Below are 13,414 nucleotides of genomic sequence, written 5' to 3'. Positions count from 1 at the left end.
ATCGAGGGAGGACACTCGGGAAAGGCAGCTGGCGCTATGAGCGGGTCGCAGGTCTGGGACGACGTCGACGACTACTTCATCAACACGCTCTCACCGGACGACGAGGTGCTGCGCGCGGCCCTGCGGGACAGTGATGCCGCCGGGCTGCCCGCCATCGCCGTGACGGCGGCGCAGGGCAAGTTCCTCCAGCTCCTCGCCGAGTTGCAGGGCGCCCGGCACATCCTGGAGATCGGCACGCTCGCCGGGTACAGCACGATCTGGCTGGCCCGCGCGCTGCCCGAGGACGGCAGGCTGATCTCGCTGGAGTACAGCGCCAAGCACGCGGAGGTGGCCGTCCGGAACATCGCCCGGGCGGGCCTGGACCGGATCGCGGAGGTGCGGGTGGGCCCCGCCCTGGAGTCGCTGCCCAAGCTCGCCGACGAGAACCCGGCCCCCTTCGACCTGGTGTTCATCGACGCGGACAAGGTCAACAACCCGCACTACGTGGAGTGGGCGCTGCGGCTCACCCGCGCGGGCAGCCTGATCGTCCTGGACAACGTGGTGCGCGGCGGCCGGGTGGCCGACGCGAGCAGCACCGAGCCGGACGTGGTCGGCACCCGTGCCGCGCTCGAACTGATCTCCACCCACCCCCGGTTGACCGGTACGGCGATCCAGACGGTCGGCAGCAAGGGGTACGACGGGTTCGCGCTGGCCCGGGTGCTCGGCTGAGGCCACTCGGCGCGGAGCACTCGTACCGGCTCAGAGGTCGTGGTAGAAGCCGACGTTGACGCTGCGCGGCGCGGTGCGGTCCTGGATGACGATCTCCCCGGACCCGCCGTGCGGCAGCGGGACGGTCGCGCCGTAGCCGAGGGGCTGCGCGTACTCCCCGACGGTGAGCCGGACCTCGGAGGCCGGGTCGGGCTGGGAGCCGCGCAGCCAGGTCAGCCGCCAGGCACCGTCCGGGCCGCACAGGAACTCCAGGTGGACGCGGGAGACGAACAGCCAGTCGTCGGGGGTGACCAGCCGGCACACCGCCCCGTCGCGGCCGATCCGCAGCACGGCGCCGGGCTCGCTGGGCGCCTCGGCCATCGTCATCCCGGCGGTGGCACCCGCGTCCGCCCCGGAGACGGTGGCCATGGTGAGTTCGAGCACGAGGTTCCCCCTGAGACGTCCTGTGCGGTGGCTTCGGCGCGGCGGGCGGGGTGCCGTACCGCCGCCGAATGATAAAACGCCCGGCGGGGTCGCGTCCGGCACAATGGGTTCATGACCGAGCGAAAGCCACCGGGGGTCCCGTTCGAGTCCTGGGTGGACAAGCAGATCCGCGACGCCCAGGGGCGGGGGGAGTTCGACCGGTTGCCGGGAGCGGGGGCGCCGCTGCCCACGGAGGTCGACTCCACGTACGACGAACTGTGGTGGGTCAAGCGGAAGTTGGTCCGTGAAGGGCTGGCCGTGCTGCCGCCCGCGCTGGCGCTGCGCAAGGAGGCGGAGGACGCGCTGGAGGCGGCGTACGCGGCGCCCTCGGAGCGGATCGCCCGGAAGATCATCGAGGACGTCAACGTCCGGATCAAGGACATGATGTTCAAGCCGCCGCCCGGTCCGCCGCTGGGGAAGAAGCCGTACGACGTCGAGGAGGTCGTACGCGAATGGCGGCAGCGCAGGGCTGCCGCCAGGGGTGACGGGGGCGTGGCGGGCTCAGCCGTGTAGCAGCCGCTCGGCCAGCTCCCGGTAGTCGCGCAGGGCGAGCCGCAGTTGCTCGGTGTCGGTCTCGGCGGCGGGGCCGCGTCCCTCGGTGCCTTCCCAGGACATCCGCAGGGTACGGCGGCGACGCGTGACCGCCTCGGCGAACCGCGCGGCGATCTGCTCCACGGTGTGGTCGGCCTGTTCGACGGCCTGCCTGGGCTCGTCCACGAACCCGGCGACCACCTCGCGCAGCCGTCGCTCCCACTGCTCCGTCTCCTCGTGCGGCAGCAGCGGGGCGCCCGTGCCGGAGGGCGCGGAGGCGGTCGTGCCGCTGCCGGTTGCGGTCGGCGCCGTCGGCCAGGTGTCCGTCGCCCGTGCCTCCGTCATCCGGGCCTCGCGCCCGCTGACCTCACCGACGGACGGAGCCCCGAGCCCGTTGTCCGGCATCACGCCTTCCTCCTCCCCGGCCCGTGCGGGCCCACCAGCGTCCCGTGCGCCGTACGTCTGCGACCCCCGCCCCTGCGAGCCGGGGGTGTCCGGGCCCAGTTCCTCCGTGCCGGGCCGCAGCCCCTCGGAGCCGTGGCGCGGGTCGTACTCCCGGGAACCGGCTCCCGCGGCCTCTCCCGACACCCCGGACGTGGGACTCCCCACCGGGCCCGGGGCCGGCTCGACGTCCTCGGACGTCGCCGACTCGGGCCTGCCCGCCGGACCCGGGGGCGGCTGCGGCGTGTCCTCGGGGGTGCGGTCGTCCCCGGTCAGCCCTTCCCTGCCGGGACCGGCCGAGCCCGCGAGCCCACCGGTCCGGCCCTCGCCCTGGGACCGGCTGCCCGTGCTCCCCTCCGGCACGCGGCCACTGGCGTCGGCGCCCCGCAGCCAGCCGCTCGCGCCCTCGCCCGACAGCCGGCCGGCGCCACCCGGGCCCGCGCCCGGAGCCCGGCCGCCTCCGCTCTCGCGTGCTCCCGGTTCACCGGGCAGGCGTTCCTCCGGGAGGGGCTTCCTCGGGGTCCGGCGGCCGGGGGCCGCGTCGCCCGGTGCCCACTCGTCTCTCTGTTCCGAGTCCTGCTCCGGCGTCCACTCGTCCCCACGCGAGAGTCGTTCCGGGCGGTGCCGGTCGCCGCCGGGGCCGCTCATCCTGTCCGTCATGGCGTTCAGCTCTCCTTCGGTCGGCTCCGGTGCAGGGCCCACGGCGTGTGGGAGCGGGCGTGGGAGCGGGTCGGGGCGGGCGGCGCCGAGCGGCCCGTGCCGGCGGGGGCCCGGTGCCGGCCGGGTTCGGTGCTGGTCAGGTCCTCGAAGAGGGCCCGTGCGCCGAGCAGCGCCGACCGCAGCTCCTCGGTTCCCGCGCCGGTTCCGTCCGGTCCGGCGCCGGTGGCCGCGTGCGCCACCCGGTGCACCTGCCGGTAGCCGTCGACGTGGTCGGCGTGGTGCACGGACAGCGCGGCGAGCTGCTCCTCGTACCGGCCGCCGTCGGGGTAGCCGCGCGCGGCGGCGAGTTCTCCGATGAGGAGGTCGGCCTCGGCCACCGCCTGCCGGGGCGAGTCGACGAAGTGTTCCTGCACGGCCGTCCAGCGGTCGGCGTACCGCTGCCGCTCGGCGCCGTCCAGCGGCCGTTCCCGCAAGTCGCCGTGGCGTTCGAGGCGCTCGGTCAGTTCCCGCTCGGCGGCCTTGGTGTCCCCGTCGTGGAGGGCCACGGTCCGCTCGTACTCGGGCCCGAAGCGCCGCTTCAGGCTGGGCCCGCCGCGCCGGGCGCGGCCCCGCACGGTCAGGGCGGCTGCGCCGAGGACCACGACCGCCGCGATCACGATCAACAGAATGATCAGGCCTGTGGACATGGTTGCCTTCCGATCGGACCGGCCCCGCTGGCCGGTTCTCCCTTCGGGTGACCCGGAAGTCCGCCCACAAACGGGCTCCGCGCCCCGGTTCGGCCCGGCATATCCGGTTGCCCGGGGGGTGGGGCGGGTCCCGACAATGGCCGGCATGACGTGGACGATCGCTCCGGAACCGTACGACTCCCCGGCCGCCGCCGCACTGTGGCGGGCGTACTACACGGAGGTCAGCGACCGCTGGTACCTGCTGCACGAGGGGCGCCGCACCGACCCTGACGAGCTGGAGCGGGAGGTCGCGGCCCACAGCGGTGCCGACCTCGCGCCGCCGCGCGGGCAGTTGCTGGTCGGGCGGTACGAGGGCACGCCGGGCGGTTCGGCGGGGGTACGGCTGTTGGACCCGGACACGGCCGAGCTGACCCGGGTGTTCGTGCTGCCGGAGCTGCGCGGCCGGGGCGGGGCCCCGCTGCTCGTGGCCGCCGCCGAGGAGGCCGCCCGTGCTCTCGGCGCCCGGCGGATCGTCCTCGACACCCGCGGCGACCTGGTCGAGGCCCGCGCCCTGTACGCCCGGCTCGGCTACGCGGAGACCGCCCCGCACAATGCCGACCGGTACGCCGAACACTGGTTCCGCAAGGAGCTGCTGCCGACGCGGGCCGTCAACTGACCTTCTTCACCGAGCCGTTGTGGGGGCGTTCGCGTTCGGCGCCGCAGAGTTCGCCGGTGAGGTCGCGGACGAGCTGGGTGAGGTCGGTCGAACGGCCGGGCTGCCACCAGTCGCCGAGCAGCTCGGCCAGGGACTGCTCGCGGGCCGTGGCGAGCCGTTCGGCGACCTCGTGACCGGCGTCGGTCAGGATCAGGTCCAGGCCCCGGCGCTCGGCGAGCCGCCGTTCCTCGACCTGGCGGGCGGCGGCCATGACGGCCTGGAGCGGGACCGGGCTGCGCTCGGCCAGCACCGCCGGTTCGACGGAGCCGTAGCGGCGGATGCGCAGCAGCATCCAGCTCGCGGCGGGCAGCAGGTCGTACCCGGCCCGTTCGGTGATCTTCTGGTAGATCTCGCGGCGGCCCTCCCGGGTGCCGAGCACGGACAGGGCGCGGCACACCTCGTCGTAGGAGGAGCGCTGGACCGGGTTGGGCGGGATGGTCTCGGAGACGTCGGGCGCGGTGACCGAGCCGCGCAGCCGGTCCTCCTTCAGGAACCAGGCGAGGAGGAAGCCGAGGAGGGCGACGGGCGCGGCGTACAGGAAGACGTCCGTGATGCTGGACGCGTACGCGTGCAGGGCGGCCGGGCGCAGCGGGGGCGGCAGGGCCGCGATGCCCCGGGGGTCGGCCTTCAGCGCGTCGGGGGTGGCGCCGGGTGGCAGGCGTACGCCCCGGAAGGCGTCGGTGAGCTTGTCGCCGAGGCGGCTGGCGAAGACCGTGCCGAAGATGGCCACGCCGAAGGAGGCGCCGATGGAGCGGAAGAAGGTGGCGCCGGAGGTGGCGACGCCGAGGTCCTCGTAGGAGACGGCGTTCTGCACGATGAGCACCAGGACCTGCATGACGAGGCCGAGGCCGACGCCGAAGACGAAGAAGCAGACGCTCATCACGGCGGTCGTGCTGTGCTCGTCGAGCCGGTGCAGGAGCAGCAGGCCGAGGGTGGTGACGGCGGTGCCGGTGATCGGGAACACCTTCCAGCGGCCGGTACGGCTGACGATCTGCCCGGAGAGGGTGGACGACAGCAGCAGGCCGAACACCATCGGCAGCATGTGGACCCCGGACAGGGTCGGGGAGATGCCGTGCACGACCTGGAGGAAGGTCGGCAGGTAGGTCAGCGCGCCGAACATGGCGAAGCCGACGATGAAGCTGATGACGGCGGCCAGGGTGAAGGTGCGGATGCGGAACAGCTTGAGCGGCAGCACCGGTTCGACGGCCCGGCGCTCGACGGCGACGAACGCCACGGCGAGGACGACGCCCAGCACGGCGAGCCCGATGATCTGCGCCGAGCCCCAGGGCCAGGTGGTGCCGCCGAGGGAGGCGACCAGCACCAGGCAGGTGGCGACGGCGGCGATCAGGAAGGTCCCCAGGTAGTCGATGACGTGGTGGGCGGTGCGGCGCGGGATGCGCAGGGCGACGGCGATCACGGCCAGCGCGATCACGCCGACGGGCAGGTTGACGTAGAACACCCAGCGCCAGCTGAGGTGTTCGGTGAACAGCCCGCCGAGCAGCGGCCCGAGCACGCTGGTCGTGCCGAAGACCGCTCCGAACAGGCCCTGGTAGCGCCCGCGTTCGCGCGGCGGCACGAGGTCCCCGACGATCGCCATGGACAGCACCAGCAACCCGCCGCCGCCGAGGCCCTGCAGCGCCCGGAAGGCGATGAGCTGGGGCATGTCCTGCGCCGTGCCGCACAGCGCCGACCCGATCAGGAAGATCACGATGGCGGTCTGGAACAGTCGCTTGCGGCCGTACTGGTCACCGAGCTTGCCCCACAGCGGGGTCGCGGCGGTCGAGGCCAGCAGATAGGCGGTGACGACCCAGGAGAGGTGCTCCAGGCCCCCGAGGTCGCTCACGATCGTCGGCAGCGCGGTCGACACGATGGTCTGGTCGAGGGCGGCGAGCAGGAGCCCGAGCAGCAGCGCGCCGATCGGCACCAGCACGTTGCCCGGAACGTGTTCGCCGTCGCTCACGTCCCTCGCCGTGCCGTGCGTGTCCAGGGCCATGGAGACCTCCCGGGGCTCGGGTGCACCTCTTCCATCGTGATCGGTGTCACCACTTATGGCCTGTCGAGTCCTGCGGATGTGGAGAGAATCCGCATAATCTCTGAAGTTCCCGAGGGGAGGGGACACACGCGTGACGGGAGAGCGGGGCACCACGTGCCCGGAGTGCGGGACGCCGAGGGGGCCGGACAACACGCCGTCGTGCGACTGCACGGCGCGCGCGTCCGAGGCCCTGCGGGAGACCCGCACGGCCGAGGCGGCAGCGGCGGAGGACTTCGACCCGCTGCGGATACGGCCGTACGTGGAGGTGCGGCCCGCCCCGGAGGAGCCCCCGCCCGCGCCACCCGCCGGGACCGCACCGCCACCGCACCCGCAGGCGCCCGCGCCGCTCGGCCCGGCGACGGAGCCCGGCGCGCCCACGGCCGGGACACCGGTCGGCCGGCCTCGGCGCCGCTCCCGTCGTACGGTGCTGCTGGCCGCCGGGGGCGCGGGGGCGGCCGTCGTCGCGGTGGCCGGTTTCGCGCTGTTCTCGTACCAGGCGCCGGCCAGGGACCGGGCGGCTCAGGAGGTCAGGGAGAGCATTCCGGAGACGACGACACGGGCACCCTCCTCGGCGCCGGCGCCGGCGCCCCCGGTCACACCCCCTCCGTCGCGCCCCTCCCCCTCGGCCACGGCCGACCCGAGCCCCTCGCGGGGCTCCGCCTCGCCGTCCCCGACGCCCACGGCCTCCGCGAGCGCTTCCCGCGCCGCCGCCTCACCGACTCCGTCCACGACCCCGTCGGGCACCCCGCGCACCCCGGGCACCACGCCCGCCACACCTCCGGTCCTGCGACGCGGGGACACCGGCCCGGAGGTCACCGAGCTCCAGCAGCGCCTGCGCGAGCTGAACCTCTACGGCGACCAGGTCAACGGCACCTTCACCCGCCCGGTCGAGGACGCGGTGCGCACCTACCAGCTGGCCCGGGGCATCAGGGGTGACGACTGGGGAACGTACGGCCCGGCGACGCGCAGAAGCCTGGAGTCGGAGACGACGGAGCCGTAGCGCACCGAAGGGACGCGGGGCCGGCTGCGGCTCCGCCGCGCGAGCGACCACCACGCACCCGCACCCGGCCGTGCGGTTCGACGGCGGGACGGCGAACCGGGCCGTCAGCCGATGTGCAGCCGGATCCCCCCGCCGGCCACGGCCTCGACCCGCACCTCCGTGAGGTCCCGTACCGCCACGTCCGGCTCGTGGAACACCGCGCGCGGCCCGACCCCGACCACTCGCATCCCCGCGGAGCGCCCCGCCGCGATCCCGGCCCCGGAGTCCTCGAAGACGATGCAGTCGGCCGGGTCGACGCCCAGTTCGGCGGCGCCCTTCAGGAAGCCCTCGGGGTCCGGCTTGCTCGCGCCGACCGACTCGGCGGTGATGCGGACGGCCGGCAGGGGCAGCCCGGCGGCGTTCATGCGGGCGGTGGCCAGGGCGACGTCGGCGGAGGTCACCAGGGCGTGCGGAAGCCCCTCCAGCGAGGAGAGGAACGCACCGGCGCCGGGGATCTCGATCACGCCGTCGGTGTCGGCGGTCTCCTCGGCGAGCATGCGGGCGTTGTCGGCGAGGTTCTGCTCGGCCGGCCGGTCGGGGAGGAGGACGGCCATGGAGGCGTGGCCCTGCCGGCCGTGCACGACCTTCATCACCTCGTCGCCGTCCAGCCCGTGCCGCTCGGCCCAGCGCCGCCAGATGCGCTCGACCACGGCGTCCGAGTTGACGAGGGTGCCGTCCATGTCGAGCAGGAGGGCGCGGGCGGTGAGGACGGTGGGCGTGGCGGTGGCCGGCATCGGCAGCTCCAGGAACGAAAAGACCCCGTGTCGGGCGGGACGTCGGGTGGGACAAGGCGGCCCCGCCCGCCGGTCAGGGAAAACGGGCGGGAGCCACTTTGTTCCTCCACGGTACAAAACCAGCCCCCTTCCCGCCACCACCCCGGGCGAGCATTCACCGGACGTGCAGCCCGGTCCGGCCGCACGGCCGAGCCGTCCCGGTCAGCCGCTCACCGCCTCCCACAGGCTCCACACGCCGAGCGCCAGCATCAGCAGCGCCGCGATCTGGGTGATCAGCCGCAGCGGCACCCGCTTCATCAGGGCCTTCCCGCCGACGATGCCGAGTCCGGCGACGGCCCACAGGCCCAGCACCGCACCCAGGCCGACGGAGATCGGGTCGTCGTAGCGGGCGGCCAGGTTGGCGGTCATGATCTGGGTGAGATCGCCGAACTCGGCGACCAGGATGAGCATGAAGCCGGTCCCCGCGACCTTCCAGAACGACTGGTCGGCGGGCTTCTTGACCTCTTCCTCCTCCTCGCCCTTCTTCAGCAGGAGCACCGCGGCCCCGCCGAGGAAGAGCACACCGGTGAGGGCGTGCACGATCTGCTGCGGCAGCAGGGTCAGCACGCTGCCGGCCGCGACGGCGAGCACGACGTGCAGCAGGAAGGCGGCGGCGACGCCCGCGAAGACGTACGAGGCGCGGTAGCGGGTGCCGAGGACGAGGCCGGCGAGCGCGGTCTTGTCCGGCAGTTCGGCGAGGAAGATGACGCCGAAGACGAGCGCCGTCACGGTAATGCTGATCAAGGTTCCTCAATCGGTCGGGCTGCCCCACCGAGAGTGCGGTACGTCACGCGATGACACCTCGGCACGGCAGCGCACTCGGCGCCCGCGCCTGGGGGCACGGGCGTGCACTGCTTGCCGAAGGTCTCGCTGGCGGACTCCGATGAAACGCGGCGGTCCGCCTCCGGGCGCCGGCTCAGGCTCGCTGAGCAGTATGTCGACGGTCCGGCGAAGAGCTACTCCCCTTCTGCGCTCCCCATCGTAAGGGATGTGAAAGTTCCGCCGTCAACCTTGTCGTGACATGCACACGTCACTAACTTCTTACCGAGCGCTCACCCCCCGGCCACACCGCCCCGCGAGCATTCCCTCGCTCGTGCCCCAACACCGCCACCCCACAAGGGAGTTCACGCATGCCGAAGTTCTACGCGCGTCGACGGACGAGCATACTCGCGGCCCTGACCGGCCTGATAGCCTCCGTCGCCCTGTTCAACTCCCCGAACGCCTCCGCGGCCCTCCCCACGCCGGTCAGCGGCGCCACCGCCCGCAGCTACCTCTCCCAGCTCACCGTGGCCACCGAGGACCGCACCGGCTACAGCCGCGACCTCTTCCCGCACTGGATCACCATCAGCGGCACCTGCAACACCCGCGAGACGGTCCTCAAGCGGGACGGCTCGAACGTCGTGACCGACTCCTCCTGCGCCGCCACCAGCGGCAGCTGGTACTCCCCGTACGACGGCGCCACCTGGACCGCCGCCGCCGACCTCGACATCGACCACCTCGTGCCGCTCGCCGAGGCGTGGGACTCCGGCGCGAGCAAGTGGACGACCGCGCAGCGGCAGGCGTTCGCGAACGACCTGACCCGGCCCCAGCTGATCGCCGTCACCGACAACGTCAACCAGGCCAAGGGCGACCAGGACCCGGCCACGTGGATACCGTCCCGGTCGGCGTACCTGTGCACGTACGTGCGGGCCTGGGTGCAGGTGAAGTACTACTACAACCTGTCGGTGGACTCCGCCGAGAAGAGCGCGCTGACGAACTACCTGGCCGGCTGCTGAGTTCCGCCGCCGCGCCCGGGGCCATCGGCCGTACGGCGACCACCGGTCCGTCGTGGCCGGTCGCGTCGTTCCCCGCGCCCCTTCGGGGCGTTCAGGAAACCGGGCGGCGGCGCATCAGGTAGGCCGCCGCCGCGCCCGCGCCGAACAGGGCCGCCACGGAGACGCCGGTGGCCAGCCAGGTCGCGCCCAGCCACTGGGCGCCGTAGTAGCCGAGGGCCACGCTGTAGCCGGCCCAGGACAGGCCGGCCAGGGCGGACCAGGGCAGGAAGTCGCGGACGCGGCGGTGGGCGGCGCCGGCGCAGAAGGAGACGACCGAGCGGCCGGCGGGGGCGAAGCGGGCGAGGACGACCAGCGCGCCGCCGCCCCGGGCGAGGGCGTCGCCGAGACGTTCCTGCGCGGTGGTCAGCCGCCGGGAGCGGGCTATCGCCCGGTCCAGCCGCTCGCCACCGCGCCAGGCCAGCCGGTACGCCACCAGGTCGCCGAGGACGGAGGCGGTCGCGGCGGACAGGATCAGGGCCAGGATGTCCGGCACCTCGTGCGGGACCTGGCCCGCCGCGCCCGAGCCGGCCGCCGCCGCGGTGCCCGCCGTGATGACGAGCACGCCACTGGGCAGGACGGGCAGGAACACGTCGAGCAGGACCGACAGGGCCACCACGGCATAGATCCACGGCCCGGCCGCCAGCGACCCCACGCTCTCGAACACCACGACTCCCGTCACTCCCCCGTTGACAGCCATACAGCGTACGCCGGGGGTGTGACAGGAGGTTCGCGGGGGGTTCGCGGGGCGATTACAGCGGCTTCACAGGCCGGCCCCGCCGGACGGCGCGCCGGTCGGCCCGTCAGGCGGCCACCGGCGACTGTTCCGGCGTGCGACCGCCGTCCTGCGCGGCGCGGCGGACGAGGAGCCGGTCCACGCCGAAGGCGCCGGAGCCGGTGAAGACGAGCAGGAAGAACGCCCAGCAGAACAGCGCCGGCAGCTCGCCTCCGTTCTGTATGGGCCACAGGGCGGCCTGCTGGTGGACGTCGAAGTAGGCGTACGCCATCGAGCCGGAGGCGATCAGCGCGGCACCGCGGGTGCCGAGGCCGAGCAGCACCAGGCCACCGGCGACCAGCTGGATCACGGCCGCGTACCAGCCGGGCCAGGTGCCGGCCGCGATGGTGCCGCCGTCGGTGCCCGCGGCGCCGCCGAGGACGCCGAACAGGGAGGCGGTGCCGTGCACCGCGAAGAGCAGGCCGAGGACGATGCGGAAGAGCCCGATGACATAGGGCTGAGCGGAATCGAGACGTGCGGACATGGGGGGTTTCTCCTCTTCGGTGTCGGTCGGGCCGGCCGGGGACTGAGAAGGCCGGTCGTGGGGGCGGCGGTACCGAACAGGAGACCCAGGTTAGGGGTGCCTAATTAATGCTTGCAAGTTCAACATTCAGCCATGACGACGGACCGGGCGACCGGCCCCTTCCCCGGCCGGACGCCCGCAGCGGCCACCCGACGCACCCCTTCCGGGGGCTCGGGGAACGCGAAGTGCCTTGTGAGCGAGACGCCTTGACTCTCCATCAAGTGGTACGGCCGCCGCGTCACGTCCAGCCCACCTGTCTCATAACCGTCCACCGTGCGCGGCCGGCAGCCCTTCGCGCGCAACTCGTCGGCCGCACACCGCGGTTCGCGTTCCGGGAGCCGCACCTATGAGAGTGGTCACACGGGTGGCCGAGCACGGACTCCGGCGAGGGCGGGGCGCGGCGCGGCCCCGCCGAGGGCCAACTGCGCCGACCGTCGGGCCCCTGGGTTCACCGTGGCGCTACCCCCCTCGCCGCACCGACTGCCCCCGCACCTCCAACCCCCCGAGCAGCTCCGCCGTGGCCTGCGCCACCGCTTCCACCGCCTTGTCGAAGACCTCGCGGTTGTGGGCGGCGGGGGCCCGGAAGCCCGAGATCTTCCGTACGTACTGCAACGCGGCCGCGTGGATGTCCTCGTCGGTGGCCTCACCGGCCAGCACGGGCGGACGCAGCGTCTTGATGCTCCGGCACATGCCCTCAGTCTCGCGCGTCCCGGCGTCCCCTGCGAAGATCTGCGCGAAGGCGGCCACCGACACCCGGGGCCGACCCGTCGAGAGGACAACTTCATGACGCACCCGCTCACCGTGGCCGTCCTCGGCCCGGGCGGTACCGGCGGCCTGCTCGCCGCCCTGCTGTCCCGCTCCGGACACCGCGTGATCTGCCTGGCCGGGGAGGCCACGGCCGGCACCCTGCGCCGTACCGGCATCACGGTCCGCAGCCCGCAGTTCGGCGACTTCACGGCCGCCGTCGACGCGGACACCGAGCTGCGCGAGCCGGTGGACGCCTGCCTGGTCACCGTGAAGCACACCGCGCTCGGCCCCGCCCTGACCCGGGTCCCGCCCGCCGTCCTCGGCGACGCCCTGGTCGTACCGCTCCTGAACGGCGTCGAACACCCCGCCGCCCTGCGCGCCCGGTACCGCGCCGACCGGGTCGCCCCGGCCGTGATCCGCGTGGAGTCCACCCGGATCGCCCCCGGCGTGATCGAACACGGCAGCCCGTTCACGGAGATCGACCTGGCCGGGGACGCCGTGCCCCGCGCCCGCCTCGACGCGCTGGCCGCCCACCTCACCGCCTGCGGTACGACCGCCCGCGTGGCCGGGGACGAGACGGCGGCCCTGTGGGCCAAGATGGCGTTCCTCGCCCCGTTCGCCCTGCTCACCACCCGCTACGGCGTCCCGCTCGGCGTGGCCCGCACCCGTCACCGCGACGAACTGGAGGCACTGGTCGCGGAGACCACCGCGGTCAGCCGCGCCTGCGGCGCCCCCGCCGACCCGGCCCAGGCCCTGGCCCGGTACGACGCCTTCCCGCCCGCCGCCAAGTCGTCCATGCAGCGCGACGCCGAGGCGGGTCGCCCCTTGGAACTGGACGCCATCGGCGGCGCGTTGCTACGCGCGGCCGACCGGCACGGGGTACCGGTGCCGGTGACGGCACGGCTGGTCCGAGAGCTGCGGGACTCCACCCGCTGACCCGGCCCCGCCGACACGACCCCGCCGGGGACGCTCAGGGGCGCGGGGCGGCGGCGATCACGCACTCGCACACGGCCGCGACGCCCGGGAAGCGGCTCGCGGTCAGCGCCTCGCTCTCCCGCCTCCCGGGCGCCGGCCGGCACGCTGTGCGTCCCCCGCCCCCGCACCACCCGTTCGGCTGAACCTCCCCCCGGACCCCACGGACAGCCTCGCACCCGTAAATCGAACAGGCGTAGCATTGCCGCGTGGCTACGACCTATGAATTCCCCAGTGACCTCCTCGCCGGTCAGGAGGAGCTGCATCAGGTCCGGGCCGAGCTGTCGGCCCTGCTCAAGCGGCTGCCCTGGTCGGTCGAGCCGATGGACGGCTTCAGTGACGACACCGGCTGGCGCAAGGTGGAGCGGCCCGCCTCCCCGGGCTGGACGGAGGACGAGCAGGCCGAGGTGGAGAAGCTGCGCCGGCGCGAGCACGAACTCGCGGTCTTCGTCAGCACGCACCGCTTCTGGGCCGAGGTCGCGGCGGCGGACCGCATGGACGCCCGCTCCCGGCTGAAGCACGCCCACGAGAAGGCGGCGGAGGAAGAATAGGGCAAGGAA

At 73.8% G+C, this 13,414-nt stretch carries 16 protein-coding genes; 7 read left to right on the top strand and 9 right to left on the bottom strand.

What is annotated here, in order from left to right; translation table 11 throughout:
- Positions 1 to 36 precede the first annotated feature (36 nt).
- A complete protein-coding gene (locus tag OO52_RS30505; protein ID WP_030649364.1) occupies positions 37 to 708 on the top strand; it encodes an O-methyltransferase in 672 nt (223 codons plus the stop codon).
- Positions 709 to 738: 30 nt separating this feature from the next.
- Here OO52_RS30505 and OO52_RS30500 read toward each other — a convergent pair whose 3' ends face one another.
- Positions 739 to 1,131, bottom strand: coding sequence for an FHA domain-containing protein (locus OO52_RS30500; protein WP_030649366.1), 393 nt, complete (start codon positions 1,129 to 1,131; stop codon positions 739 to 741).
- Between the two features lie 111 nt (positions 1,132 to 1,242).
- Between OO52_RS30500 and OO52_RS30495 the strand changes: the two genes are divergently transcribed.
- A complete protein-coding gene (locus OO52_RS30495) occupies positions 1,243 to 1,683 on the top strand; it encodes a DUF1992 domain-containing protein (RefSeq protein WP_030649369.1) in 441 nt (146 codons plus the stop codon).
- On the opposite strand, the gene OO52_RS53100 is transcribed toward OO52_RS30495, so the two are convergent.
- Complete coding sequence (locus tag OO52_RS53100; protein WP_234339804.1) at positions 1,672 to 2,802, bottom strand: hypothetical protein; 1,131 nt, start codon at positions 2,800 to 2,802, stop codon at positions 1,672 to 1,674. The two genes, OO52_RS30495 and OO52_RS53100, sit on opposite strands and share 12 nt — an antisense overlap.
- A gap of 5 nt (positions 2,803 to 2,807) precedes the next feature.
- A complete protein-coding gene (locus OO52_RS30485; protein ID WP_030649376.1) occupies positions 2,808 to 3,488 on the bottom strand; it encodes a hypothetical protein in 681 nt (226 codons plus the stop codon).
- 136 nt (positions 3,489 to 3,624) lie between these two features.
- On the opposite strand from OO52_RS30485, the gene OO52_RS30480 reads away from it, so the two are divergent.
- Entirely contained in the window at positions 3,625 to 4,143 is a 519-nt protein-coding gene (locus tag OO52_RS30480; RefSeq protein WP_030649379.1) for a GNAT family N-acetyltransferase, read from the top strand.
- On the opposite strand, the gene OO52_RS30475 is transcribed toward OO52_RS30480, so the two are convergent.
- The gene (locus tag OO52_RS30475) at positions 4,136 to 6,232 is read right to left on the bottom strand and encodes an MDR family MFS transporter (RefSeq protein ID WP_078877073.1); all 2,097 of its coding nucleotides are present in this window, start codon (positions 6,230 to 6,232) and stop codon (positions 4,136 to 4,138) included. The genes OO52_RS30480 and OO52_RS30475 overlap by 8 nt on opposite strands.
- 73 nt (positions 6,233 to 6,305) lie before the next feature.
- Between OO52_RS30475 and OO52_RS30470 the strand changes: the two genes are divergently transcribed.
- Positions 6,306 to 7,214 (top strand): peptidoglycan-binding domain-containing protein, encoded by a 909-nt coding sequence (locus tag OO52_RS30470; protein ID WP_030649384.1) that lies wholly within the window; start codon positions 6,306 to 6,308, stop codon positions 7,212 to 7,214.
- Positions 7,215 to 7,318: 104 nt separating this feature from the next.
- Here OO52_RS30470 and OO52_RS30465 read toward each other — a convergent pair whose 3' ends face one another.
- Together OO52_RS30465 and OO52_RS30460 are read right to left on the bottom strand one after the other, a co-directional pair.
- Entirely contained in the window at positions 7,319 to 7,987 is a 669-nt protein-coding gene (locus OO52_RS30465; protein ID WP_030649387.1) for an HAD family hydrolase, read from the bottom strand.
- Positions 7,988 to 8,188: 201 nt separating this feature from the next.
- A complete protein-coding gene (locus tag OO52_RS30460; RefSeq protein ID WP_030649390.1) occupies positions 8,189 to 8,770 on the bottom strand; it encodes a TMEM165/GDT1 family protein in 582 nt (193 codons plus the stop codon).
- A gap of 386 nt (positions 8,771 to 9,156) precedes the next feature.
- Between OO52_RS30460 and OO52_RS30455 the strand changes: the two genes are divergently transcribed.
- Positions 9,157 to 9,801 (top strand): HNH endonuclease family protein, encoded by a 645-nt coding sequence (locus OO52_RS30455; RefSeq protein ID WP_030649392.1) that lies wholly within the window; start codon positions 9,157 to 9,159, stop codon positions 9,799 to 9,801.
- A gap of 91 nt (positions 9,802 to 9,892) precedes the next feature.
- Here the strand turns inward: OO52_RS30455 and OO52_RS30450 are convergent, their stop codons facing one another.
- The 3 genes from OO52_RS30450 to OO52_RS30440 form a co-directional block, all read right to left on the bottom strand.
- Complete coding sequence (locus OO52_RS30450; protein ID WP_106972089.1) at positions 9,893 to 10,537, bottom strand: DedA family protein; 645 nt, start codon at positions 10,535 to 10,537, stop codon at positions 9,893 to 9,895.
- A gap of 103 nt (positions 10,538 to 10,640) precedes the next feature.
- Positions 10,641 to 11,096, bottom strand: coding sequence for a DoxX family protein (locus tag OO52_RS30445; RefSeq protein ID WP_030649397.1), 456 nt, complete (start codon positions 11,094 to 11,096; stop codon positions 10,641 to 10,643).
- Positions 11,097 to 11,594: 498 nt separating this feature from the next.
- A complete protein-coding gene (locus OO52_RS30440) occupies positions 11,595 to 11,825 on the bottom strand; it encodes a DUF2277 domain-containing protein (RefSeq protein WP_030649399.1) in 231 nt (76 codons plus the stop codon).
- A 93-nt stretch (positions 11,826 to 11,918) separates the two neighbouring features.
- Between OO52_RS30440 and OO52_RS30435 the strand changes: the two genes are divergently transcribed.
- Positions 11,919 to 12,818: a ketopantoate reductase family protein gene (locus OO52_RS30435; RefSeq protein ID WP_030649401.1), complete on the top strand. Its 900-nt coding sequence runs from the start codon at positions 11,919 to 11,921 to the stop codon at positions 12,816 to 12,818.
- A gap of 245 nt (positions 12,819 to 13,063) precedes the next feature.
- The gene (locus OO52_RS30430) at positions 13,064 to 13,405 is read left to right on the top strand and encodes a hypothetical protein (protein WP_030649403.1); all 342 of its coding nucleotides are present in this window, start codon (positions 13,064 to 13,066) and stop codon (positions 13,403 to 13,405) included.
- Positions 13,406 to 13,414: the final 9 nt, after the last annotated feature.

Source organism: Streptomyces flaveolus (genome assembly GCF_000716535.1).
Lineage (GTDB): Bacteria > Actinomycetota > Actinomycetes > Streptomycetales > Streptomycetaceae > Streptomyces > Streptomyces flaveolus_A.
Note: the sequence above shows the minus strand (reverse complement) of the source record. Positions and strands in the feature narration are given on the sequence as shown.

What these genes read in the sequence shown, in the direction of transcription:
- OO52_RS30440 (WP_030649399.1), bottom strand. Translation starts at nt 11,825, where the DNA reads ATGTGCCGGAGCATCAAGACGCTGCGTCCGCCCGTGCTGGCCGGTGAG.
- OO52_RS30455 (WP_030649392.1), top strand. Translation starts at nt 9,157, where the DNA reads ATGCCGAAGTTCTACGCGCGTCGACGGACGAGCATACTCGCGGCCCTG.
- OO52_RS53100 (WP_234339804.1), bottom strand. Translation starts at nt 2,802, where the DNA reads ATGACGGACAGGATGAGCGGCCCCGGCGGCGACCGGCACCGCCCGGAA.
- OO52_RS30505 (WP_030649364.1), top strand. Translation starts at nt 37, where the DNA reads ATGAGCGGGTCGCAGGTCTGGGACGACGTCGACGACTACTTCATCAAC.
- OO52_RS30480 (WP_030649379.1), top strand. Translation starts at nt 3,625, where the DNA reads ATGGCCGGCATGACGTGGACGATCGCTCCGGAACCGTACGACTCCCCG.
- OO52_RS30495 (WP_030649369.1), top strand. Translation starts at nt 1,243, where the DNA reads ATGACCGAGCGAAAGCCACCGGGGGTCCCGTTCGAGTCCTGGGTGGAC.
- OO52_RS30450 (WP_106972089.1), bottom strand. Translation starts at nt 10,537, where the DNA reads ATGGCTGTCAACGGGGGAGTGACGGGAGTCGTGGTGTTCGAGAGCGTG.
- OO52_RS30465 (WP_030649387.1), bottom strand. Translation starts at nt 7,987, where the DNA reads ATGCCGGCCACCGCCACGCCCACCGTCCTCACCGCCCGCGCCCTCCTG.
- OO52_RS30435 (WP_030649401.1), top strand. Translation starts at nt 11,919, where the DNA reads ATGACGCACCCGCTCACCGTGGCCGTCCTCGGCCCGGGCGGTACCGGC.
- OO52_RS30485 (WP_030649376.1), bottom strand. Translation starts at nt 3,488, where the DNA reads ATGTCCACAGGCCTGATCATTCTGTTGATCGTGATCGCGGCGGTCGTG.
- OO52_RS30445 (WP_030649397.1), bottom strand. Translation starts at nt 11,096, where the DNA reads ATGTCCGCACGTCTCGATTCCGCTCAGCCCTATGTCATCGGGCTCTTC.